The 22,530-nt window shown below is 40.3% G+C and carries 19 protein-coding genes and 1 riboswitch; of the genes, 13 read left to right on the top strand and 6 right to left on the bottom strand.

Going from position 1 to position 22,530, the window contains the following annotated elements; all coding sequences use genetic code 11:
* Positions 1–96 precede the first annotated feature (96 nt).
* A complete protein-coding gene (locus CGICJO_RS01865; protein WP_486499423.1) occupies positions 97–507 on the bottom strand; it encodes a helix-turn-helix domain-containing protein in 411 nt (136 codons plus the stop codon).
* A gap of 252 nt (positions 508–759) precedes the next feature.
* Here CGICJO_RS01865 and CGICJO_RS01860 point away from each other — a divergent pair, with 252 nt between their 5' ends.
* The 3 genes from CGICJO_RS01860 to CGICJO_RS01850 all read left to right on the top strand — a co-directional run bounded on the left by CGICJO_RS01860 (position 760) and on the right by CGICJO_RS01850 (position 5,697).
* The gene (locus CGICJO_RS01860) at positions 760–1,005 is read left to right on the top strand and encodes a hypothetical protein (protein ID WP_087378427.1); all 246 of its coding nucleotides are present in this window, start codon (positions 760–762) and stop codon (positions 1,003–1,005) included.
* Between the two features lie 35 nt (positions 1,006–1,040).
* Positions 1,041–3,614 (top strand): zinc ribbon domain-containing protein, encoded by a 2,574-nt coding sequence (locus CGICJO_RS01855; RefSeq protein ID WP_087378429.1) that lies wholly within the window; start codon positions 1,041–1,043, stop codon positions 3,612–3,614.
* A gap of 445 nt (positions 3,615–4,059) precedes the next feature.
* Positions 4,060–5,697, top strand: a complete 1,638-nt coding sequence (locus CGICJO_RS01850) for a C40 family peptidase (protein ID WP_486499422.1) — start codon at positions 4,060–4,062, stop codon at positions 5,695–5,697.
* Positions 5,698–5,798: 101 nt separating this feature from the next.
* Here CGICJO_RS01850 and CGICJO_RS01845 read toward each other — a convergent pair whose 3' ends face one another.
* Complete coding sequence (locus CGICJO_RS01845) at positions 5,799–6,602, bottom strand: prolipoprotein diacylglyceryl transferase (protein ID WP_486499421.1); 804 nt, start codon at positions 6,600–6,602, stop codon at positions 5,799–5,801.
* A 69-nt stretch (positions 6,603–6,671) separates the two neighbouring features.
* Positions 6,672–7,049, bottom strand: coding sequence for a hypothetical protein (locus tag CGICJO_RS01840; protein ID WP_087378539.1), 378 nt, complete (start codon positions 7,047–7,049; stop codon positions 6,672–6,674).
* A gap of 264 nt (positions 7,050–7,313) precedes the next feature.
* On the opposite strand from CGICJO_RS01840, the gene CGICJO_RS01835 reads away from it, so the two are divergent.
* A complete protein-coding gene (locus CGICJO_RS01835; RefSeq protein ID WP_486499420.1) occupies positions 7,314–9,257 on the top strand; it encodes a GTP-binding protein in 1,944 nt (647 codons plus the stop codon).
* A gap of 21 nt (positions 9,258–9,278) precedes the next feature.
* Positions 9,279–9,953, top strand: a complete 675-nt coding sequence (locus tag CGICJO_RS01830; protein WP_486499419.1) for a nucleotidyltransferase domain-containing protein — start codon at positions 9,279–9,281, stop codon at positions 9,951–9,953.
* Between the two features lie 55 nt (positions 9,954–10,008).
* On the opposite strand, the gene CGICJO_RS01825 is transcribed toward CGICJO_RS01830, so the two are convergent.
* Both CGICJO_RS01825 and CGICJO_RS01820 read right to left on the bottom strand, forming a co-directional pair.
* Positions 10,009–11,526 (bottom strand): UDP-N-acetylmuramoyl-L-alanyl-D-glutamate--2,6-diaminopimelate ligase, encoded by a 1,518-nt coding sequence (locus tag CGICJO_RS01825; RefSeq protein ID WP_486499418.1) that lies wholly within the window; start codon positions 11,524–11,526, stop codon positions 10,009–10,011.
* 140 nt (positions 11,527–11,666) lie between these two features.
* Positions 11,667–12,554, bottom strand: coding sequence for a LysR family transcriptional regulator (locus CGICJO_RS01820; RefSeq protein ID WP_087378531.1), 888 nt, complete (start codon positions 12,552–12,554; stop codon positions 11,667–11,669).
* A 210-nt stretch (positions 12,555–12,764) separates the two neighbouring features.
* Here CGICJO_RS01820 and hemA point away from each other — a divergent pair, with 210 nt between their 5' ends.
* From hemA to hemL, 6 genes are read left to right on the top strand one after another with little or no spacing between them, the layout of a single operon-like run.
* Positions 12,765–13,910, top strand: coding sequence for a glutamyl-tRNA reductase (gene hemA / locus CGICJO_RS01815; protein ID WP_486499417.1), 1,146 nt, complete (start codon positions 12,765–12,767; stop codon positions 13,908–13,910).
* The gene (locus CGICJO_RS01810) at positions 13,907–14,545 is read left to right on the top strand and encodes a precorrin-2 dehydrogenase/sirohydrochlorin ferrochelatase family protein (RefSeq protein WP_486499416.1); all 639 of its coding nucleotides are present in this window, start codon (positions 13,907–13,909) and stop codon (positions 14,543–14,545) included. The genes hemA and CGICJO_RS01810 overlap by 4 nt, the downstream gene beginning before the upstream one ends.
* Positions 14,542–15,405: a hydroxymethylbilane synthase gene (gene hemC / locus CGICJO_RS01805; protein WP_486499415.1), complete on the top strand. Its 864-nt coding sequence runs from the start codon at positions 14,542–14,544 to the stop codon at positions 15,403–15,405. Before CGICJO_RS01810 ends, hemC begins: the two co-directional genes overlap by 4 nt.
* Positions 15,406–15,425: 20 nt before the next feature.
* On the top strand, positions 15,426–17,012 hold the full coding sequence (gene cobA, locus CGICJO_RS01800; protein ID WP_486499414.1) for a uroporphyrinogen-III C-methyltransferase: 1,587 nt from the start codon (positions 15,426–15,428) through the stop codon (positions 17,010–17,012).
* The gene (gene hemB, locus CGICJO_RS01795) at positions 16,960–17,925 is read left to right on the top strand and encodes a porphobilinogen synthase (RefSeq protein WP_486499413.1); all 966 of its coding nucleotides are present in this window, start codon (positions 16,960–16,962) and stop codon (positions 17,923–17,925) included. Before cobA ends, hemB begins: the two co-directional genes overlap by 53 nt.
* 22 nt (positions 17,926–17,947) lie before the next feature.
* The gene (gene hemL / locus CGICJO_RS01790) at positions 17,948–19,219 is read left to right on the top strand and encodes a glutamate-1-semialdehyde 2,1-aminomutase (RefSeq protein WP_486499984.1); all 1,272 of its coding nucleotides are present in this window, start codon (positions 17,948–17,950) and stop codon (positions 19,217–19,219) included.
* Positions 19,220–19,272: 53 nt separating this feature from the next.
* On the opposite strand, the gene CGICJO_RS01785 is transcribed toward hemL, so the two are convergent.
* Positions 19,273–21,324 (bottom strand): RNA polymerase sigma factor, encoded by a 2,052-nt coding sequence (locus CGICJO_RS01785; protein WP_486499412.1) that lies wholly within the window; start codon positions 21,322–21,324, stop codon positions 19,273–19,275.
* A gap of 485 nt (positions 21,325–21,809) precedes the next feature.
* Between CGICJO_RS01785 and CGICJO_RS01780 the strand changes: the two genes are divergently transcribed.
* Together CGICJO_RS01780 and CGICJO_RS01775 are read left to right on the top strand one after the other, a co-directional pair.
* Positions 21,810–22,058: an IreB family regulatory phosphoprotein gene (locus tag CGICJO_RS01780; RefSeq protein ID WP_087378515.1), complete on the top strand. Its 249-nt coding sequence runs from the start codon at positions 21,810–21,812 to the stop codon at positions 22,056–22,058.
* A gap of 14 nt (positions 22,059–22,072) precedes the next feature.
* Entirely contained in the window at positions 22,073–22,363 is a 291-nt protein-coding gene (locus CGICJO_RS01775; RefSeq protein WP_087378513.1) for a hypothetical protein, read from the top strand.
* A 59-nt stretch (positions 22,364–22,422) separates the two neighbouring features.
* A riboswitch (TPP riboswitch) is annotated at positions 22,423–22,528 on the top strand.
* Positions 22,529–22,530 lie beyond the last annotated feature (2 nt).

Here is a 22,530-nt window from a genome sequence, read left to right as displayed (position 1 = left end):
AGGGTTGCCAATGTAAAAAGCTGACATTGGCAACCCTTTTGTGATATTATAAACCTTTTTATTTATTTGTTATGTGATATAAATTTATAAATAAAATCAGCCTGCTTCAATATTGTTTTTTGAAGTTGATTCGGATAATTTTTTATTCTCTGTACGGTACAAATCATCCCTGATTTTTAAAAGGTCGATATATTTTTTTAGCTCATTAAGACTTTCTTTTTCCAAACCAGCGATGTCCTCAAAAATCATATAATATTCATTTTGTTTCTGTGTACTTAAAAATCTTTGTTTTACGTTGGTTATCCCCATAAGATAATCAAGGGAAACGCAGTAATAATCAGCAATGAGCATAAGAGTATTGAAGTCGGGTTCTCTGCTTCCCTGTTCATAATTGCTTAATAGACCTCTTGACACTCCAAGTTCCTCAGCTAATTTATACTGACTTAAATTGTTTTCTTTACGGAGTTCTTTTAATCTTTGTGGCAATATATGCTGGCTTTTTTTCATTGTTTCCACCTCTGTATAAAATCATTATACAAATAATTTATTGGTAAATGCCACAAATAAAACGATAAGTTTCTAAAATAACTATTGAAGAAACAGAACGTTTCTGATATAATGAAATTAAACTATTAAATAAAGAGGAGTGAGTTTTACGAAATATGACAAACATAATATTTGGGTAAAACCTAAGGAAATTAAGACAGGACTGTGTTCGGAATTTCGAATTTCTAAGGAATAAGGAAAGGAAAATTTATTATGAAGCATAAAGTTTGGTTTGTTTTGTCCGGAGTATTTATAGTTTTGACTTTAATATGTGGTATGTGTATTCCTATAGCAATAAGCAATAGACCATCAAGGGCTGTTTACGAAATCTTTCCGTCAAAATATGACGGATTTTTGCTCATGCTTCCGAATATTTTTATAGCATTAGTGTTTGTGTTTTTAATTTTGGCTGTTGTATTCCTTTGCATAGGCGTTTCTTTGAAAACAAAGGTAAATTAAAACACGGTGGTAAAAGTGGAATAGGGGTGAAATCTGTGAAAAGTTGTAAAAAGTGCGGATATACTTTAGATGAAAACGCTCTTTTCTGCGGAAACTGCGGAGAAAGAGTGGTTTTAGAGAAAGAAAAAGACGGTTATTTTAAGAAACTTTTTTCTTATAATTCATTAGAAGAAGAGGAAAAAAGAAAAGTAAAAAAGAAAAGCTTAATTATAATCATTGCCTTTATTGTTTTAATTGCATTGATTGTATTTCTCGTAAAGGGATGTAACGGCAGCGAAAATGGTATAAATAATGTTCATCAGCATGAAAGTGTGGCTGAACAGGTACAGTCAGAATATGCATATATATCATATTCTGATTTTGTAAGATTATGGAACACTGCGGTTAATGATGAAAATAATTTTACCGACGGATTTTTAATAGATGAGGATATTAATTATAATTTTCAAATTAACCTTTCAGGAAACAGAGTGCTGAAATGCGAAGCAAAGTACGGTGATTGGAGTCTGTATTTTTCTGCAGAGGATAATATAAATGAGTGTTTGGAGGATTTGCTGAAGATTACCATTTCTGATATCAGCGAAAATGCCATAGCCTACTGGACAGAACAGCTGAAGCTTACCTCTGAGGACGAGGGCTTTGTAATTGAGTTTAAAAGTACAGAATATTCGGTAAAGCCATTGGAAAGATACTATACAGAAAAAAGGGTAATTACAGACAGCTATACAGGCTACTCAACCACGGATTTAACACTGTTTGAATTTCAGGGAAATCTGAAACAGCAGTATATAAAATATGTGGAAAAATACACAGGTACAAATCTGGACGCAGAAAGCAAGGCAAAGCTTGGAGTTACGGTTGAAGATATGTTCAGAAACCCGGTGCGTATAGTTTCTGATTTATGGTATTCTCAAATTGAGGAATATACTATAGATTTCAGCAGCGGCGGACTTTATGAAACCGTGGGCATAAACATCGATGTCACTGAGGAAACAGGACATATTGTCAAAGCTTGGGTTTACTGTGCCGACAACAGTCTGCTTACCGATTTCAATGATTTTTGCGATATGGTTTCCGCATCAATGCTTGATATTTCGGGTATGGCTGAAATATCCGAGGATTTGGTTTATTCTCAGGACAGCGGTACTTATTATTGCGTACTTGATGGTTTAAAGGTTGAGCTTACGGTGCAGGGAAGCTATAATCTTCTTGAGATATATCCGTATGAAGCTGCAGATTACCCTATATTCGAGATAATAAGCGACAGTGAAAATGAAGGAAACACAGAGACTGACGAAATTGTCATATCTCTTGCAGAAGCAGTTACTCCTAACGGAATTGATAAGGTAATTTCAAAAATGGAAAAGTCATTGGTTATGGACTGGTATTCTCTGGTGGACAAAGAGCTTAACGAGTTTATAGGAGTATCGGGAAATACAATGGTTTATACTCTGTTTGACCCGGCTTACGATGTGTGCCTTTACTGCTATAACTTTGAAACGGAAGAAAACAAGCTTATTGCCAAGTACTTTAAAACCGATATGGAATATCGTCTTGCAGATGACTATGTACTGTTTTATGCTTCAACAGACGAACACGGGGCAGCTGTTGATTTAATGGCTTATAATATACCGCAGGACAAACTTACAGTTTCTCCGATGAAAAGAATCGGCGATTATGAATATGAACAAATAAGCCTTGATATATTGCTTGATAATAAGCTGTATTATTTGAATTATAATGAAGTTATGTGTTTTGACACACAAAACAATGAATATGAAATGCTTGCGGATATTTCACATGAGTTTACAGACACAGACCGTAGAGTTATGAATAATGTTGTTACCTATGATATTTTCAACAAGGACTGCATTTATTACTCAGATAACGAAGCAGTTTTTAACAATAATAATGGAGAGACAACCAACACCGTAAGATTATATGAATACAATATAAAAACGGCAGAAACGAGAACGGTTGTTAATATGACCTATACAGCGCCTTACAATGATGACTTAAAGGAGATAGCGGTAGTCAACGGCAATGTATTTTTACAGTACAGTTCAAATGATATATATCAGGTAGTAGATAATCAGGAAATAAAGAAATACACATCTGCACCTGTCGAGATTTCTTTAAAAAACCGATTGGACGAGGACACATACATGGGCGGAGGCGTAGCTTATTATAATGATATATACAATGTAATCATAGTAATAGATGGTGCAGGTGAAATTGCTGTCCCGAATATAAATAATTTTTCAACAGTAGAATTAACCGATATTTTTAACGGTGATATGTTGATGAACGGCTCTCTTGAATTAAACAATTTCCCTGACCTTGTTTCCGGATACTGGTTTTGTGATTATTATAATGATAACGGAAGCGGTGTTGTTTTGTGGTATATTCCCTGCAAAGGAACATATATTGACTCAAAGGCGGAAACACTCTCTGACGGAACTATTGTGACAAAGTTTTACTTTTTTATGAACAGTAATGATATTGAAAAAATGATATTCCAAAATGAGAAAACAAAACAGCTTAAACCGGGAATATATGAAATAACAGGCAATGACCTAATAATTGTTTATTCCTTAACAAATAATTGAAGAGATGAAAGAAATTTTAAAAAGTTTAGTAAGCCCTTGATAAACCTCAAAACCGTCTGTCTTTCGGCAGGCGGTTTTATTTTGGAAAAGTGATTTACTTTTTAGTGTAAGTCGTTCAAAATTTTATAAATAATTTAAAGTTTTGAAAATATTTTTATCTGAAAATTTTTCATTTAAAAATCGTGAAAAGCCCTAAAAATAAATACAAATTCCACTTTTTTTGTGCTAATTGTCAAATTTATGGCAAAAAATGCCGTGTAAAAACAATAAATAGCACAATTTGAATTATGTTCTAAAGGTGAAAATTAGATGAAAGGTATTGAAATGAAAAGGTGGACATGCTATAATAATTACAACATTGTTACAAGTTGTAATCTGATGTAACCCTTAGGTTAATACAGCTTGGAACAGTAAAAATCTACTATAAGTAAGGAGGTTGAGTCCGATGGCGCATCTTAAGAAAGCCGTGTCTGTAATCCTCGTTATGGCGGTACTTGCTTCTACTCTTGTAATCACTTCCATCACAGCGGGAGCCAGCGGCACAGGTGTAGGCCTTGCAGAGTGGGCTCTAAATGCTTATTACAGCGGATGGTCTTATGTTTGGGGTGGAGCTTCTCCGGGTGCAGTTGACTGCTCCGGTTTGATTTATTCATATGCGGGCGGATACAGAGTTGACATTATTGAAAACTCTGACAAAATCGGTTATGTAAGTGACGGAATTCCTAATATTCACGGCCTTGCAGTTTGGAAACCGGGTCATATCGGCGTTTATGTTGGTAATGACATGTCCGTTGACGCAAGAGGTTCCGCATACGGCGTATGTTATTCAAACGCTTACAGCATGAATTGGACAAAGTGGTGTACAGTTCCGGGCGTTACTTATCCTACAACAGGATGGGAAGAGTTCAACGGTGGTTATTACTACTATGAAAATGGTGAGTACATAACAAACACCCAGAGAACAATTGACGGCGTTACCTACACATTCGGAAGCGACGGCGCATCTGATAAGGTTCCTGATAATATGTCAGGCGTTGCCGACGGCGGTTCATCATCAGGCGGCAATTCAGGAAGCACACAGGAGTACTACTCAAAGGGTTCAAGCGGTCAGAAGGTTATTGAAATCCAGGAAAGACTTAAAGAGCTTGGATACTTCCATGAGGATATCACAGGTTACTTCGGAAGCGTAACAGAAGCAGCTTACAAAGCATTCCAGGCAGCTGCAGGCGTTACTGTAGACGGTATCGCAGGTACAGATATGGAGATTCTCTTCTCCGACAGCGCTCCGTATGCTCCCACAGAGGAGACTACAGAAGAGCCGACAACCGAGGAACCAACAACAGAAGCTCCTACCGAAGAGGTAACAGAAGCTCCTACAACAGAAGCTCCAACAGAGCCTGAGGTTGTAGACGACGGCATATACAGATACGGTGATTTCAGCACAGAGGTTACTGCTATTCAGCAGAGACTTAAAGATTTGGGATACTTCGAAGGAGAGGTTACAACTTTCTACGGAGAAGTAACTGAGGAAGCTGTTTCAACATTCCAGTATGTTGCATCTCTCCCTGTAACAGGCGAGGTTGATCAGGCTACATACGACTTGCTCTTCAGCGAGACCGCAGAAAACTTCAAGATTAACATTGAAGCTACTGAAGAGACTTACATGGAAGGAAACGAAGCTGAGCAGGCTGAGGTTATAGAGGAAACAGAAGCTCCAACAGAGCCGGAAACAACTGAGGAACCAACAACAGAGGCTCCGACAACCGAAGCAACAACAGAAGCACCTACAACAGAGGCTACAGAAGTAACAACAGAAGCTCCAACAGAGGCACCTACAACAGTACAGGCTGCCACAGAGGTTATCACAGAGGCTTCCAAGACTTCTAACGAAGCTATGCAGAGCGTTACAAACGCAGGCGTTGCAAGCATCGGCGCAGATGTTAAGAACAACGGTGATTTTGTAAAATGGTTTATAATTATCGCAGCTGTTATGGCAGCATCCTTTGCTTTCGTTGTGTTTGCAGAGAAAAAGAGATTTTCAAAGGCAAGACACTCAAGAAACGAAAACAAGAGATACAAATAATTCAGATAATACATAATCAGTAGGCAGGCAGAGCAAAGACTCTGCCTGTTTTTTATATCGCAAAAATAAACGCCCTGCCGGTTAAAGCAGGGCGTTTGTTGTTATTCGTTTAAAATCTGTTTTTTATGTTTTATATTTGTCCTGATAAGCAAAATCAGGGAAACTGCGAAAATGAAAACGCTTATAAACTGAGAGGTGGAGAGAAAACCCACAAATCCTCTGTACTCGTCGCCTCGGAAAAACTCTAAAATAAATCTGCCTATGGAGTAGATAAACAGATACCAAAGGAAAAGTCTGTGCTTTTGTATGCCCTTTATAAACATAAAAAGAATAAGGGTGAAAAGCAAAAATTCAAATCCCGATTCCACAAGCTGGACGGGAAATCTTCTTACGCCGTTTGCGCTTTCCACAAGGGCGTTTTCATATACAAAGCCAAAGTCGCACTCTATACCGTAACAACAGCCGCCCAGAAAACATCCTATTCTGCCAAAGGCGTGAAACATTGGAGCAACCAAAGCCGCAAGGTCTGAAAAATCACCCAGACTTTGTTTTGTGACTTTAAGGTACAAAACTCCTGCGCCGATTCCTCCCAAAAGGCCGCCGTAAAATACAGAACCGCCGAAAATCTGTATAAGAAACGGAATTAACATTCCGTCGTTTATAATTGCGGAAAAGTTTCTGAAAAGGGCTGAAATATACTGCCATTGGGTTATTGCATAAAGAATAATTCCCCCGAAGTAGACGCCGATAAAGGAAAAAAGCATAAATATTATTGTGTCCACATAGAGGATGTTCCGCCTTTTTGAAAGCCTGCAGGCTATAAAACCGGAAAGCAGAAGCCCTGCCAATGCGGAAACGGAATACATGGAAATTTGATTTCCGAAAATAGTAAAGTAAGGGAACATAAAAACTCCTGAAAAATCAAGGTACTATACATTTCTGCATAGTACCTCTTAATTCTTTAAAAATTAAAATTACAAATAGCTTGAAAGGCTGTAAAGTCCGCTCATTGCTGAGTTAACTCTGCATGCGCAGATGCCGATGCAAACTGTTCCGATAAAGGAAACAGCTATGCCGATGATGCTTACAACCATTGCGGCAGCAGCCAAGTTTGAGGTGTTGCCTGTAACAGCTGCTGTTTTCTGCTCTGTCAAAGAGATAAATACGCCTACAACGCCTGCTGCAATACCCACAAGCTGCATAATAATACCGAAAGCACCGCTGGCGCAAGTATTGGCAGCTGTAAACATTGTGCACATTGAGGCAGAAAATCCGCCCATAAGTCCGATAACAATGGACAGAACGCCACATCCCAAAGCCAGCACTGACATATTCAGTTTGTTATTGTTCATTATAAAACCCCCTGCTCGTAAATATGTAAAATACACTATGAAACATATGGATGTTCATATACTTTTGTGTATTTCATAATAAATATATCACTAAACAGCTGAGGTGTCAATAAAAATTATGGAAACTTAAAGTAAAAAGGCAGTTTAATGTTTTAGAAAACTTATGGATTTATCTTTCCGCAGGGCTTAAAAAGTTTTAATAGCAGAAACGCTTGATTATTTCGTTTTTTTGTTCTATACTTAAACTATGAAAGGGTGCGGAAGATGAATGTTACTTTAGGACTGCTGGCTCATGTTGACGCCGGAAAAACTACATTTGCCGAAAGGCTTTTATATCACAGCGGAAGCATAAGAAAAGCCGGCAGAGTTGACCACAGGGACACTTTTCTTGACAGCCATGAAATAGAAAGGGCGAGAGGCATAACGGTTTTTTCCCAGGAAGCCTGTTTTGAACTTGGGGAAAAGACCTTTTTCCTTTTGGATACCCCGGGACATACGGACTTTGTTGCGGAAACAGAACGAGGGGTAAAGGTGATGGATTATGCCGTCCTCATTATAAGCTGTGTGGAGGGTATTCAAAGTCACACGGAAACTCTGTGGAAACTTCTCGATAAACATAAAATACCGGTGTTTATTTTTCTCAATAAAAGCGACAGAAACGGAGCAGAGCCGGAAAGGGTTTTAAATCATATAAAAAGAAAGTTTTCAGAAAATGCGGTTTTGTTTGACAGCTGTGAAAACATTGCGGAAAACAAAAGCCTTTTGGAAGAGCTTGCCCAAAGGGACGAGGTTCTTCTGGAAAATTATTTTTCCGACTCATGTACAGAGGAGCTTGTTTTAAAGCGAACCGCACAGATGATAAAGGAAAGAAAGGTTTTCCCATGCTTTGTGGGTTCGGCTTTGCAGGATATAGGAATTGACTGTTTTATAAAAGCATTGGAAACATTCGCCTTGGGAAATAATAAAGAAAATGAGGACTTTTCCGCTTCCGTCTATAAGGTAAGATATGACGGAAAAGGCACAAGAATGACATATCTCAAAATACGCTCCGGAAGTATTAAGGTAAAAGAGGAGATTATTCCGGGCGTTAAAATAAACGAGATGTACATTTGTCACGGTGAAAAGCTTATTCCCGCTTCAAAAGCTGTTTGCGGAGGTCTTTATGCCGTCACAGGACCGTCTGAGCTTGTCTGCGGAGACGAGATAGAAAAGGGCAGGGTCACAAAAAGTCCTTACGAGTTTTATCCCATGCTAAGCGCAGGGCTTGAGTTTGACAGGTCGAAATGCAGCGATAAAACCATGATGGGTTATCTGAATATTTTGCAGGCGGAAGAGCCTATGCTTATGGCTCTCCGTGAGGAAAGCACCCGGCAGATAACCGTAAGGGTAATGGGAGAAATTCAGCTTGAGGTTTTAAAGTTTGTTTTAAAACAGAGATTTAATATAGATGTGTATTTCGGGGAATGTGAAATTCTATACCTTGAAACCATTAAAAATCCGGTGGTGGGAAGAGGTCGTTTCGAGCCTTTGCGCCACTATGCGGAGGTTCATTTAAGGCTTGTGCCTACAGAGAGGGGAAGCGGAATTTCCTTTTCCTCCCAGTGTTCTCTGGAGGTTTTGGAAAAAAGCTTTCAGAATTTGGTTAGAACCCATGTTTTTGAAAAAGTCCATAAGGGCGTGCTTACAGGCTCGCCCATAACAGATATAGAATTTGTCCTGCTTACGGGAAGAACTCATCTCAAGCATACAGAGGGCGGAGATTTCAGGGAAGCCGTGTACAGGGCGATACGTCAGGGATTGAGAAAGGCGGAAAGCGTTCTGTTAGAACCCTGGTATAGCTTTGAGATAGAGGCGGACAGCGGATTTACAGGCAGAATAATGTCAGATATTCAAAGAATGTACGGAAGCTTTCTGCCACCTGAAACAGAGGGAAACAATGTTATAATAAAGGGTGAAGCGCCTGTGGAGTCTTTCAGAAGCTATCCCAAGGAGCTTATGTCCTTTACCTCCGGCAGGGCGGTGATTTCCCTGAGATTTTGCGGTTACAAAGAATGTCACAACACTGAGGAAGTAGTGGGAAAAATAGGATATAATGCGGACAGAGATACGGAAAATACGGCGGATTCGGTTTTCTGTTCTCACGGCGCAGGCTATGCGGTGAAATGGAATGAAGCCGACAGCCATATGCACTGTGTTTCAAGTGATTAGAAGCAAAGGGAGAGTGAGATTATGTTCCATATTGATTATTGGATGAAGGAGCTTACGGACAGGCTCATAGGAATTTTTGGAAACAGACTGGAATTTGTTGGTTTGCAGGGAAGCTACGGCAGACACGAGGAAACTGCGGAAAGCAATATTGACGTGGTGGTTATTTTAGACCAGCTTTCCGCCAACGACATAAAAACCTACGATATGATAGTATCAGACATGCCACAAAGACAAAAGGTCTGCGGTTTTATGTCGGGAAAAGAGGAGCTTATTAAGTGGGAAAAATCAGAGCTTTTCCAGTTTTATAACGACACTGTCCCTTACTATGGAAACATTGATTACCTTTTAAAGCTTATTTCCGAGGAGGACGTAAAGAGAAGTATTCTCATAGGCGCATGCAATGTTTACCACATGTGCGTCCACAATATGCTTCACGAAAAGGACAGCAGACTGCTTGTTTCAATCTGCAAAACAGCCATGTTTGTGATACAGGCAAAATATTTTGCGGAAACAGGACAGTACATAAAGAGAAAGTCAGAGCTTTACAAGCTGGTAAAGCCGGAGGATGCGGATATAATCGGAGAATTTATCCTGCTCCGAGAGAATTGTCATATCGACGAAAAGGAATTTAAAGAGATATCGGAAAAATTATTTGAGTGGTCAAAGAAAATAATAAACGAATGTTTTGAAGCTTAAAAAATAACGCTCATAAGGATTTGGTTTCCTTATGAGCGTTTTATATTTGTTAAAATTATTCTTCCTCAGGCTCGTCGTCCTTGCAGTATTCGCATTTTCCGTCGTGCTGGTAATTTTTCATGGATTCGGAAATTTCTGCTACAATTTCTCTTTCGTCCATGTGGTATTTAACGCCTTTGATTTCCTGGTAGTCCTCGTGACCCTTGCCGGCAAGAACTATAATATCTCCCGGAAGAGCGTTTTCCATGCAGTATCTTATAGCGTCAACTCTGTTGGGGATTACAACGTATTTTCCGTCGGTCTTGTCGATACCGACCTTTATGTCCTCGATTATGTCCATTACATTTTCAAAACGTGAATTGTCCTCGGTGATAACCGAAAGGTCGGAAAGACGTCCGGAAACCTCACCCATTTCGTAACGGCGAACCTTTGGACGGTTTCCGCCTGCTCCGAACATGGTGACAATTCTGTTTGGCTTGTATTCTCTCAAAGTTTCAAGAACATTTTCCATGGAAACAGCGTTGTGCGCATAGTCGATAAGCAGTGTGTAATCTCCAGGAACCGGAACAGCCTCTACACGTCCTTTAACCTTAACGCTGTTAAGTCCGTCGATAATCGCCTTGTCCTCTATGTCAAAGTGACTGCAAACAGCTATTGCGGAGATTGCGTTGTAAACGCTGAATTTTCCCGGGATTGCCACGTCAAGGGAAAGATTTTTCTTGCCCGATGCTTCAAAGTGTACGCCGATATATCCGGGTCTTGCAATAAGGCTTTCGTCGGAAGCTACAAAGTCCGCTTCCTTGTCAAAGCCGAAGGTTTCAACTGTGCAGGTGCAGTGCTCGGTCATCTTTTTCCACATTGGGTCGTCCATGTTGAATATGCCGTGCTTGCACTGTCTGAAAAGCAGAGCCTTGCAGGAGAAGTATTCCTCCAAGTCCTTATGCTCGCTGGCTCCTATATGGTCGTGGGAGAAGTTTGTGAAAACGCCTATGTCAAAGAGTATACCGTCAACTCTGTGCCATTTAAGACCAAGAGATGAAGCCTCAATAACAAGTGCGCCGCAGCCGGCTTCAACCATTTTTCTCATTGCCTGATAAACCTCGTAGGACTCAGGTGTTGTGTTGTTTGTCTTGTAGATTTTGTCGCCTATGATAATTCCCAAAGTTCCGATTGTACCGGTTTTAATGCCTCCGCACTCGAGAATAGAGCGTATCATGGCGGCTGTGGTGGTTTTGCCCTTTGTGCCGGTTACGGCAACTGTTTTAAGCTCTTCATCCGGATGACCGAAATACTCACGGCTCATAAGGGCAAGGGTTTTTCTTGTGTCCTTAACCATAATCAAGGTCACGTTTTCGGGAACCTCAACTGTGTCGCAGGCTATAATTGCAACAGCTCCCATTTTTATGGCTGACTCAACATAGGTGTGGCCGTCGGTGTTGTAGCCTTTAAGGCATACAAAAGCGCAGCCCTCTGTGGCTTTTCTGGAATCGTATATAACATCGCTGATTTCTATATCCAATCTGCCCTGTATAACCTTATAATTTTCTGCGCAAAGCAGCTCTGACAGTATCATGCTGAATACCTCCTGAAAAATCTTTACGAAATATTGTATTTTTAAAACTATCTATAAAAACAGAATTGTTTGCCGCAAAGTAAGATATCCTCCTGTGAGTTTTAAACCCAACCTGTATTATAGCATATATTCATTGCCTTTTAAAGTACCGAATTTATTAAATTATCATAAATTGTTTTATAATAGTCAGAAAAAATACTATTCTTTCGCCAAATAAAAGTAAATTCGTGCTTATCTATAAGGTCTTTTACATATATTTTTTTAAGAGTTCCCTTTCTGAGTTCCTCCTGAACCGCCGCCTCATAGATAAAGGTTATGCCGCAGTCCTTTTCAACAAGTGTCTTTACGGCGTTTATGTTGCTAAGCTCGATAATGTTTTTAAAATCGTAAATACCTAAATTTTTTTCCTCTAAGCTTCTTGTTAAAATTTCCCTTGTGCCCGAGCCCTTTTCACGGAGTATCAGAGTCTGGGAGAAAAGCTCCTCAAGGGATTTTTCAGTTTCGGCGAAAGGGTGGTCTTTACAGCACACAGCGGTATAATTTTCCAAAGAACAGACAATGTGTTCATACTGATTTTTTCCGAAATACCCTTCTACAACCGCAAAGTCGATTTCACCCTTGTCAAGCATTGAAAGAAGCTTTTCAGTGTTTGCAATGGTTAGGTTTACCTTTGTTTCCGGATATTTTTTCAAATAGGCGGCAAGCTTGCCGGGAATAACATATTCCCCTATGGTAAGGGTTGCCCCAAAGGAAAGTGTAGAATTGTGATTTCTTATATTGTGTATGGAATCACGAAGAAAGCTGTCGTTGTGCTTCATGGTGCTTATGGCTTCATAGAGCATTTCGCCGGCTTCCGTTAAATACATTTTTTTGCCGTTAAAGCCGAAAACCTTTGCGCCGTAGTATTCCTCTATGTATTTTATATGCTGGGAAACTGCCGGCTGGGTTATGTTTAATTCTTCGGCGGCTTTTGTGTAATTCATGTGCTTGCATACGGAAAGAAATGTATCTGTTCTGAAATCAAGCATATTTTCATCTGCCTTATCAATAAAATATTTATGCAAAGTGCTGCGGCTATATTATAACATGAATTTATACAAAAATAAACATATATTATTTGATTTTAATGCCTTTTCATGGTATCATAAAATAAACAAAGAAGATGTAGAATAACATCGAGCCGAATCAAAAAATACAGAAGATTTCGGATTTTAAATTGGATTTGGGTGTGGATTTTATTGTATTGTGTAAGCATCAGCCATAAGACAGCTCCGGCGGAAATAAGAGAAAAATTTAATTACAGCAAAGAAGAAAAGATAGAGTTGCTCCGACAAATGCGGAGTATTTTTTCTGTTAAGGAAGCTTTGGTGCTCTGCACCTGCAACAGAACGGAATTTTATTTTTGCGGAGATAAAAATTCTGTTTTGGAAATGGAAAAGCTGGTTTCCCGTGTTTCCAATGTGTCCTTGGATGATATAAAGGAATTTTTCAGAATATACGGCGATAAAAAAAGTATAGACCATATTTTCAGAGTTACCTGCGGAATAGAGTCCATGATTATAGGCGAGGATGAAATTTTAGGCCAGGTTAAAAACGCTTACAGCCTTGCCCACGAAGCGGGGACAACGGGATTTATTCTCAACTCGGTTTTTCAAAAGGCAATCGCCTGTTCTAAAAAGATAAAGACAGACACGCCACTTTCAAAGACGCCGGTTTCCACTGCTACCCTTACCGCAAGAACCGTTTTTTATGAGGATTTTTCAAAGACAGATAAAAATGTACTTTTGATAGGCGCAACCGGAGAAATGGGAAAAGCCATACTCAATAATCTTTTGTCAAAGCCAAACATATACATAATATGTCCTTTAAGAAAAAAATTAGGCTTTGTGCCAAAGGATGAAAGCCGTGTAAAATGTGTGCCTTATGAGGAAAGATACCAGTATATGGACTGGGCGGACGCAGTGGTAAGCGCCACATCAAGCCCCCATTACACGGTAATGCGCAGGGAGATTGAAAAGAGAAGTATAAGGGATAAAAAAAGACTTTTTATAGACATAGCCGTCCCCAGAGATATAGATGAAAATGTGGCGGAGATGAAAAACACAAGGCTTGTGACAATAGATGATTTTGAAATAATCGCAGAGGAAAACAACAGGCTGAAGCTTCAGGCGGTGGACTGGGCTGTGGAAATCTGCAAAAAGTATCAGGACGAGCTGAACCGTGACATGATTTTTCACGATGAATTTGGAACAGGGGAAAACATCGACAGGGAAAAGACTGTAAGCCTTGCAAAGCTTTTGTTTAAGGCCAAAAAGGAAATGGACAGCCATGGATTTTCCCAGCTTATAAAAATAATGAAAGAACTTGACGAGGTGGATATATGAGCTATTTTCCGTTTTTTATGGACGTTACCGACAAGCAGTGTCTTGTTGTGGGAGGCGGAGAGGTTGCTTTGAGGAAGGTAGAAAAACTGTTGCTTTTTGACTGCAAAATAAAGGTGTGTTCAAAAAAGTTTTGCGACGGTTTTTACGAGGATAAAATTAAAAGTAAAATAGAGATGGTTTATCATCTTTTTATGGACTCTGATATTGACGGGTGCAGCTTTGTAATTGCCGCCACAGATAACGACCATCTCAACAGCCATATTTACGATTTGTGCGTTGAAAGAAATCTTCCTGTAAATGTGGTGGACGATATCAAAAAATGCACATTTATTTTCCCGTCGGTTTCAAAGGGCAGAAACTATACTGCGGCGTTTACCACAGAGGGAAAAAGCCCACTGTGCGCCGCATATCTTAGAAGAAAGTTTCAGGAGCTTGACGGTGAAAGACTTGATAACATAATAGACATCATGTATAACCAGAGAAAAAATGCCAAAAGATTTATTTACAGCAGTGATATAAGAGCGGAATTTTTAAAAGAGGTTTTCAACGCCCTTGTTTACGAGGAGGGTGACCAGAAAGAATCCGTTATGCTTGCAAATAAAATAATGAAGAAATACATAGGCGGGGGAAGATGAAAAGGGTAATTAAAGTCGGCACAAGAAAAAGCCTTTTGGCGTTAAAGCAGACTGAAATGGCGGTAGACGCACTGAAAAGCAGATTTCCGGAACTGGAATTTGAAACAGTGGGAATAAGCACAAGGGGCGACAGAAACCTTGAAAAGCCTTTGGGCGAAATAGGCGACAAGGGACTTTTTGTAAGCGAGATTGAAAGGCTTATTAGAATAGGTGAAATAGACTTTGCAGTACACAGCGGAAAGGATTTGCCCTTGGAGCTTTACGAGGGCTTGGAGATTTCCGGAGTTTTAAGCCGTGACGACCGCCGTGACGTTTTGGTGACTAAAAAGGGCAGAGGTTTTGAAAACCTGAAAACAATAGGAACAGGAAGCAAAAGAAGAGCCTTGCAGTGTTCAAAGCTTGTTGAAAACTGCGACTTTAAGCTTATCAGGGGAAACATAAACACAAGGCTTGAAAAACTCTACAGGGGCGAGTACGACGGAATAATTCTTGCCGCCGCAGGACTTGACCGTCTAAAGCTTTATAAGGACAGCCGTTTTGATTTCAGACTCTTTACCGAGGAAGAAATGATACCAGCCGCCTGTCAGGGAATAATTGTAGTTGAAGCTTTGAAAAACTCGGATGTATCAGAGCTTATAAAGGCGGTTCAGTGCGAAAAAACCAGAAAAGAGTTTGACTGTGAAAGATATATTTTGAAGCTGTTGGGCGGAGATTGCAGTGCATCTATCGGTGCGTCTGCAAAATTTAACGAGGGAATAATTTCCTGCTCCGTTATGTACGGCGATAAAAGAAGTTATTTTGAAACCGATGAAAAAAGCTTTAAGGCAACAGCGGAAAAATATATAAGGGATATGATTTAAGTTTAGCAGAGGAAAATTCTATGAGAGAAATAAAACCACAGGGAAAGGTTTATCTTGTGGGCGCAGGCTGCGGAGGCGAAGAGCTTCTGACACTGAAAGCCCTTGACTGCATAAAAAATGCCCAGGTGATAATTTACGACAGCCTGGTTGATGAAGATATACTTTTAAACGCCCGTAAGGACTGTGAGAAAATATACGTGGGAAAAAGGTTCGGAAAACCTTCCCCTTTGCAGAGTGAAATAAACGAAATAATTTTAAATAAAGCCTTAGAGGGTAAAACAGTGGTTAGGCTCAAGGGCGGCGACCCCTTTGTTTTCGGAAGAGGGGGCGAAGAATCTCAGGCTCTGGAAAAGGAGAATATTTCCTATGAGGTTGTGCCGGGAATAAGCTCCTGCATTGCGGTTCCTCAAAGGGCAGGAATACCTGTGACCCACAGGGACACAAGCAGAAGCTTTATGGTTATCACAGCCAGAAAATCCGACGGAACTCCCGTGGACAGACAGGTTCTTGAGGGTTACGCTCGTACAAAGGGAACCTTGGTGGTTTTAATGGGATTAAATCTTATAGGATATATCGCAGATACCCTTGTTTCCTGCGGACTTTCAGAAGATACCCCGGCGGCGGTTATATCCGACGGATGCAGAAAAAATCAAAGGGTTATAAGAACCACCTTAAAAAATGCCGAAAAAGATGTAAAGGAAAACAACATGAAATCTCCGGCGGTTATTGTTATAGGAGATACAGCAGCCTGTGATTTTTCCGGAGAAAAACAACAGCAGGAAACAAAAAACATACTGATAACCGGAACAGCCACACACACAGAAAAACTGTCAAAAGAACTAAAAAAATTGGGCTTGCATGGGGAAAAATTGATTTTGTCAAAAATAAATATATCCACATGCGAACAAGAGCTTGCAAAGGGAATTGAAAAAGTAGAAAATGGATGTTATACTATTTTTACATCACCTAATGGTGTTGATGTATTTTTCAATTTGCTGAAAAGATATGAAATTGATGTGCGCAAAATATACGGAACAAGAATTGCGGCTGTGGGAAGCGGAACCTGCGAGAAGCTTAGAAATTACGGGTTAATTCCCGATGTGATTCCAAAAAAATATACAGTAGAAGAACTTGCAAAAGCTATAGCTGAGGACTGCCGCAAAAATGGCGGAGTTAAATCGGCGGTGGCTTTCAGAAGCGCCCGGGGTTCAAAGTCTCTTGAGGAAATTCTCACTAAGGAAGGCTTTGATTTTACAGATGTGAGCACATACAGCGTCGGCGCTGACAAAGACGCCATAGAAAATTTTGAAAAAAACGGCGCAGAGAAAAAATACAGCCGAATAACATTTTCCAGCGGTTCCGGAGTTAAAATATTTTTTGAGGAAATGAAAAATCCTCAGAGCTTTTTCTCACAGGGCACAGTGGTTATCTGCATAGGTGAGGAAACAAAGAAACAGATTGAAAAATACAGGGGTTTGATAGGAAATATGAAAATAATTACAGCGGATAATTTTAGCTGTAAAGGCTTAGCTAAAGCTGTAAAGGAGAGTTGCTATGAACAGAAACAGAAGATTAAGACAGAACAGCACAATGAGAAGTCTTGTTAGAGAAACAACAGTGCTCCCCTCTGAACTTATTTATCCTATTTTTGTTACAGAGGGCAGAGGCATAAAAGAGGAAATCCCCTCAATGCCGGGAGTGTACAACTATTCCGTTGACAGACTTGACGAAATAATGGAGCAGGTTGTAAATTCAGGAATAAGCGGAGTTATGGTTTTCGGTGTTCCTGTGCATAAGGATTCCAAGGGAAGCGAAGCATACCGCTGGGACGGAATTGCCCAGAAGGGAATTAAATATATAAAGAACCATTATCCGGACATTGTGGTAGTGGCTGATATTTGCCTTTGCGCTTATACAAACCACGGTCACTGCGGAATTGTCAACGAAGGCGAAATCTTAAACGATGAAACACTTCCATACCTTGCAGAAATGGCTCTCACCTGCGTTCAGGCCGGAGCTGATATGGTTGCCCCGTCAGATATGATGGACGGAAGAGTTGAATATATAAGAAAGGTTCTTGACAATAACAACTTTAAAAATGTGCCGATTATGGCATACAGCGCAAAATATGCCTCCGCATATTACGGACCTTTCAGAGATGCCGCACACTCTGCCCCAAAGTTCGGCGACAGAAAAACATATCAGATGGATTTTGCCAATGTAAAAGAGGCAATGAGAGAGATTTCCAACGATATAGAAGAGGGCGCAGACATTGTAATGGTAAAGCCTGCTTTGGCTTATCTTGACGTTATAAAGGAAGCTTCCCAGAGATTTGACGTTCCTGTTGCCGCCTACAATGTAAGCGGAGAATATGCAATGGTAAAAGCGGCGGCTCTTTCCGGCTGGATTGACGAAAAGAGAATTGTTCTTGAGAACCTTTACGCCATAAAGCGTGCAGGCGCAAATATTATAATAACCTATCACGCCATTGAAGCTGCTCAGTGGCTGAAAGAAATTTAAAGATTGATTAAGGGTGAAGAAGTTGAATACCGAAAAGTCACACAGTCTTTTTGAAGAGGCAAAAAAATATATGCCCGGCGGAGTTAACAGCCCTGTCAGAGCTTATCAGGCGGTAAAGAGAGAACCGCTGTTCATAAAAAGAGCAGAGAAAGGTTATATATACGACGTGGACGGAAATTCCTATGTGGATTTTGTATGTTCATGGGGCCCGGGAATTTTGGGTCACAGCCACCCTCAGGTTATAGCCGCGGTGCAGAAAGCCTGCGAGGACGGACTTACCTTCGGCGCTCCCACCGAAAAGGAAACAATACTTGCAAAATTGATTTCCTCATTGATGCCCTCAATGGAAATGATGCGCCTGGTAAACTCCGGAACAGAGGCGGTTATGAGCGTTGTCCGTGCCGCCAGGGGATTTACAGGAAAAAATAAGGTAATCAAGTTTAACGGATGTTATCACGGCCATTCCGACTGTATGCTGGTAAAGGCGGGCTCGGGACTTTTGACCCAGTCAATACCATCCGGCGCAGGTGTTCCCGAAAACTGCACAAAGGATACCTTGATTGCAGAATATAACGATATTTCCTCTGTGGAAAAGCTTATAGAGAGCAACAAGGGAGAAATTGCCTGTGTGATAATCGAGCCTGTTGCGGCAAATATGGGCGTTGTTCCTCCTAAAAAGGAATTTTTGCAGGAGCTTAGAAAGCTCACCGAAGACAACGGTATTCTTCTTATTTTCGACGAGGTTATAACAGGTTTTCGACTTGCTTTGGGCGGAGCTCAGGAGTATTACGGAGTAAAGCCGGACTTGACTTCTCTTGGAAAAATCGCCGGCGGCGGTATGCCTTTGGCGGTGTACGGCGGCAGACGTGATATAATGGAAAACGTGGCTCCGATCGGTAAAGTGTATCAGGCGGGAACTCTTTCAGGAAACCCAATCGCCGTAACCGCAGGAATTGAAACACTTAAAATTCTCAGAGAGAATAAAAATATATATACAGAGCTTGAAAAGAAATCAGAGATTTTGGAAAAAGCCTTTAAAGACTCAGGCTTTAACGTGAACCGTGTGGGTTCTCTTCTTTGTCCTTTCTTTACCGATAGAAAGGTGGAAAGCTATACTGACGCACTTTCAAGCGATACGGAAAAATACGCAAAATATTTTTCATTTATGCTGGAAAAGGGAATATATATAGCCCCGTCCCAGTTCGAGGCGATGTTTGTATCTTACGCCCACACAGATGAGGACATAGAGAAAACAGCCGCCTGTATCCGTGAAGCCGGAAAATATATGTTTTAAATAATAAAGGACTGCATTTTGAATTGCAGTCCTTTTTGTTTTAACTTATTATTTTAATCCGGAAATGCGGAGGGGTTTGCCCTGTGGAACTGATTTGAAGCATCTGTTCCCATTGTATATGTGTATTCCGAAGCAGAGGAAATCACAAAGCTGTCGTTTTCTATTGTTGCCCTGTGGAAATTCTCCTCTCCTGTGCCACGGCTGAAATTATAGACAAAAAGTCCGTTGCCGTCCTCAGGGATTAAAAGATTTAAAGCGGATAAATCATCTGAGATTGTTTTAAGAGTGTAGGTGTCGCCCTGGTGGTCATAGCCGTATACCCTGTAATTGTACACTATAAAAGGACCTTCCGCAGCTCTTGCCGCCACAACAAGCTCCAGCTTTCCGTCATTGTTAAGGTCACGTATGAAGTATGAATATTCGCCGTTGTAACTGCTGTCAGGATAGGTTGTAAAGGCAAAACCGGATTCCTTGGCTTTTACTCTGTTTATTGTGTCCTGATACAGTTTGTTTACTTCATCCTCGCTGTCCTGACTTGATTGAGAGGATTGGCTGTCCTGAGTCTGGGATGTTTCGGCTTCGGTTGGTTCCTCTTCTTCGCTTCTCTCGTATATGTCGGTTATCTGATAGAGTCCCTCGCTGTTTGGAACTAAAACGGCTTCCTTGTAGAGGGTGTAGCTTCCGCTGCCGCCGCCTGAGGTGTAGTTATAGGTGAAATCTATTATAAGTTCATCGTCGGTATACTTGGCAGATGTTATGTCGGAAGTAATCATATGTCCCACTGTGGCAGGGGAAAATATAATTGCGTCGCCGCTTACATATGCGTTGGCTTGTGAAGCGTTGTCTGCGGTGAATCTAAAGTCTGTAAATGAAGAGAACAGTCTGTTTACATCGCTGAGAGAATACATTGCTTTCCAGTCGGAGGTGTTTCCTAAATCGGCAACGTAATTTCCGTTGCGGCCTGAAGGCTCACAGAGATAATTCAAAAGCTCTGCATAACTTTGTGTGGGAACACCGTCGGTCATTTCCTTAGGACCATAGGAAAGAATATATTTAAACTCGTCCATTGTAAGATTTCCCGCAATCATAGTTGGGTACATCTCTTCGGTAAAATCTTTTGGCTCAGTGTTTTCTGTGGTCGGCTCAGTGGTTTCCGTGGTGGACTCTGTTGTTTCTACAGTTTCTGTTATGGCTTCCGCGGGCTGATTGTTTGAGTTTCCTGCAAGCTTTACAGCCACGGTGGCTCCTCCCGCAACTATAGCCACTGAAAGCAAACCTATCAGAGTTTTTCCCAGGGCGGTGTGAATAAAGGTGTGGCCTGCGGCGGTTTTTGCGCCGGCAGAGGCGGCTGATTTTCCTGCTGCTGTCTGGACGCCTTTGCCAACGTGATTTGCGGCTTCTCCTATGGAATTTAAAATTTCCTTTTTGCAGACTTCTTTTGCTATGTTTGCGGCGGTCTGGATTTCCGGGAAAAATTTTTCCTGACGGAGCAAATACAAAAGCAGAGAAATCGGGGAGATACCCAAAAGCTTGTAGCCTTTCTGTTCAAGCTCGTCGGCTTTTTTCTTTAATGCTTTTCTTCCGTAATTCAATCGGGACTTTACGGTATTTTCCGGAATTTCAAAGGATTGAGCAATGTCCTTTATGCTCTGACCCTCAAGGTAAAACATGAGAATACACAATCGCTGTTCATCTGAAAGACTGTCTATCATCTCTCTTACAAGCTCCTGAGTTTCTTTTTTTGTGTAGTTAAGCTCAGGCTGGTAATCTCTGTTTTCGTCTTCCTTATCGTAAATAAAGCTGTCGTCCTGGTCTTCCGGCTCTATCTGGGAGAATAATGTAGGATTTTTCTTTGAAAGAAGATTTTTTGCAGTGTTGGCGACTATTCTGCTGAGCCAAGAACGGAAGCTCTCCGGGTCTTTCAATGTGGGCAGATACTGCCATGCTTTGATGTATGCGTCCTGAACAACGTCCATAGCGTCTTCTTTGTTTTTTGTGTATTTAAGAGCTATGTAGTACATGTCGTTCTGTGTTTCCTCGTATAAAGTCGCCAATGCTTCTTTATTTCCGTTTACGGCGTCAGTTATTGTTTTTGTGTAATTCATTTTCGTTACCTCTCTTTATAATGTTTTCGTATATTTTTTCCTTTGTTTCTCTGTCTGTCTTGTTTTCACAACGCTCTTTTTTCAAAAGGGCGGAAAACCATTTTAATACATTAAGCTCTGTCATAATAACGCTTGCTTTCATTAAAAAAGCAGACCGGAGAAGAGGAAAGAATTAAGATTATTTTTTTCATGTTGATTACTCCTTTTGTTTGTAATTTTTGGTTGTTACACTATATAGACAAGTCAAAAGGAGAAAAGGTTTTAAGTTTTCAAAAAAATTTTTATTTTTTATCATTTTTATTTTGATACCTGATATAATAAATGTCAAGAGAAAATAAATTTATTATAAATCAGCATAGAAGTCAGTTAAAAGAGTTTGTGTATTAAAATTCACATAATTGTCACAAACACATCAAATTTTGTACCTTATACTATTGTAATATGTTAATAATTGTAGTATAATAACATAGTTAGGAGGTGTTTCCATGCACGACAGAACAATGGTATTTTCGTTGCAGAATGAAAAAGACGATCAGATTAAAACATCTATGAAGATAGTTTATGAGGCGCTCAAGGAAAAAGGTTATAATCCTATCAATCAGATAGTTGGTTATATTCTCTCTGAGGACCCCACTTACATTACAACTCATAATAATGCGAGAAACATTATCAGTAAAATTGACCGTGATGATTTGCTGGAAGCACTTGTGAAGTCCTATCTAAACTTAAAGTAGTAGGAGGTTTTACAGTGACTAAAAAGAAGTTTTTTACCTATAAGGGTAAGCCATTGGTTCGCTGCGGTGACGAGTTGTACTACGGCAGTATGGCTGACCCTTTTGTTATAAGACTTGCAATCAAAAGCAAAGAAGAGATAAACGGTCTTGAAACCGCAACAAAGGTTTCTGTTCAGCTGTTAAGCACCGACCAGGATTTAAGCCCAAGAAGAAGAATAATAAAATCCAGCGAAAAGCCGGGACTTTATGCGGCAATAGATATAGCCGATATCTGGCTTGAAAGAGCTTTGTCGGGCAAGGGCTGATAAAAGGAAAATGTTGACACTGTATAATTTTGATGTTATACTTTGTCTGTAAAATTTAATAGGATGAACCGGGGAGCTTGTGTGCAGGCTGAGAGGAAGTGAAAGCTTCGACCCGTATACCTGATTTGGGTAATGCCAACGTAGGAATTTTCAAAAAAACTTTAGCG

This window comes from Candidatus Limousia pullorum, from assembly GCF_057405065.1.
Note: the sequence above shows the minus strand (reverse complement) of the source record. Positions and strands in the feature narration are given on the sequence as shown.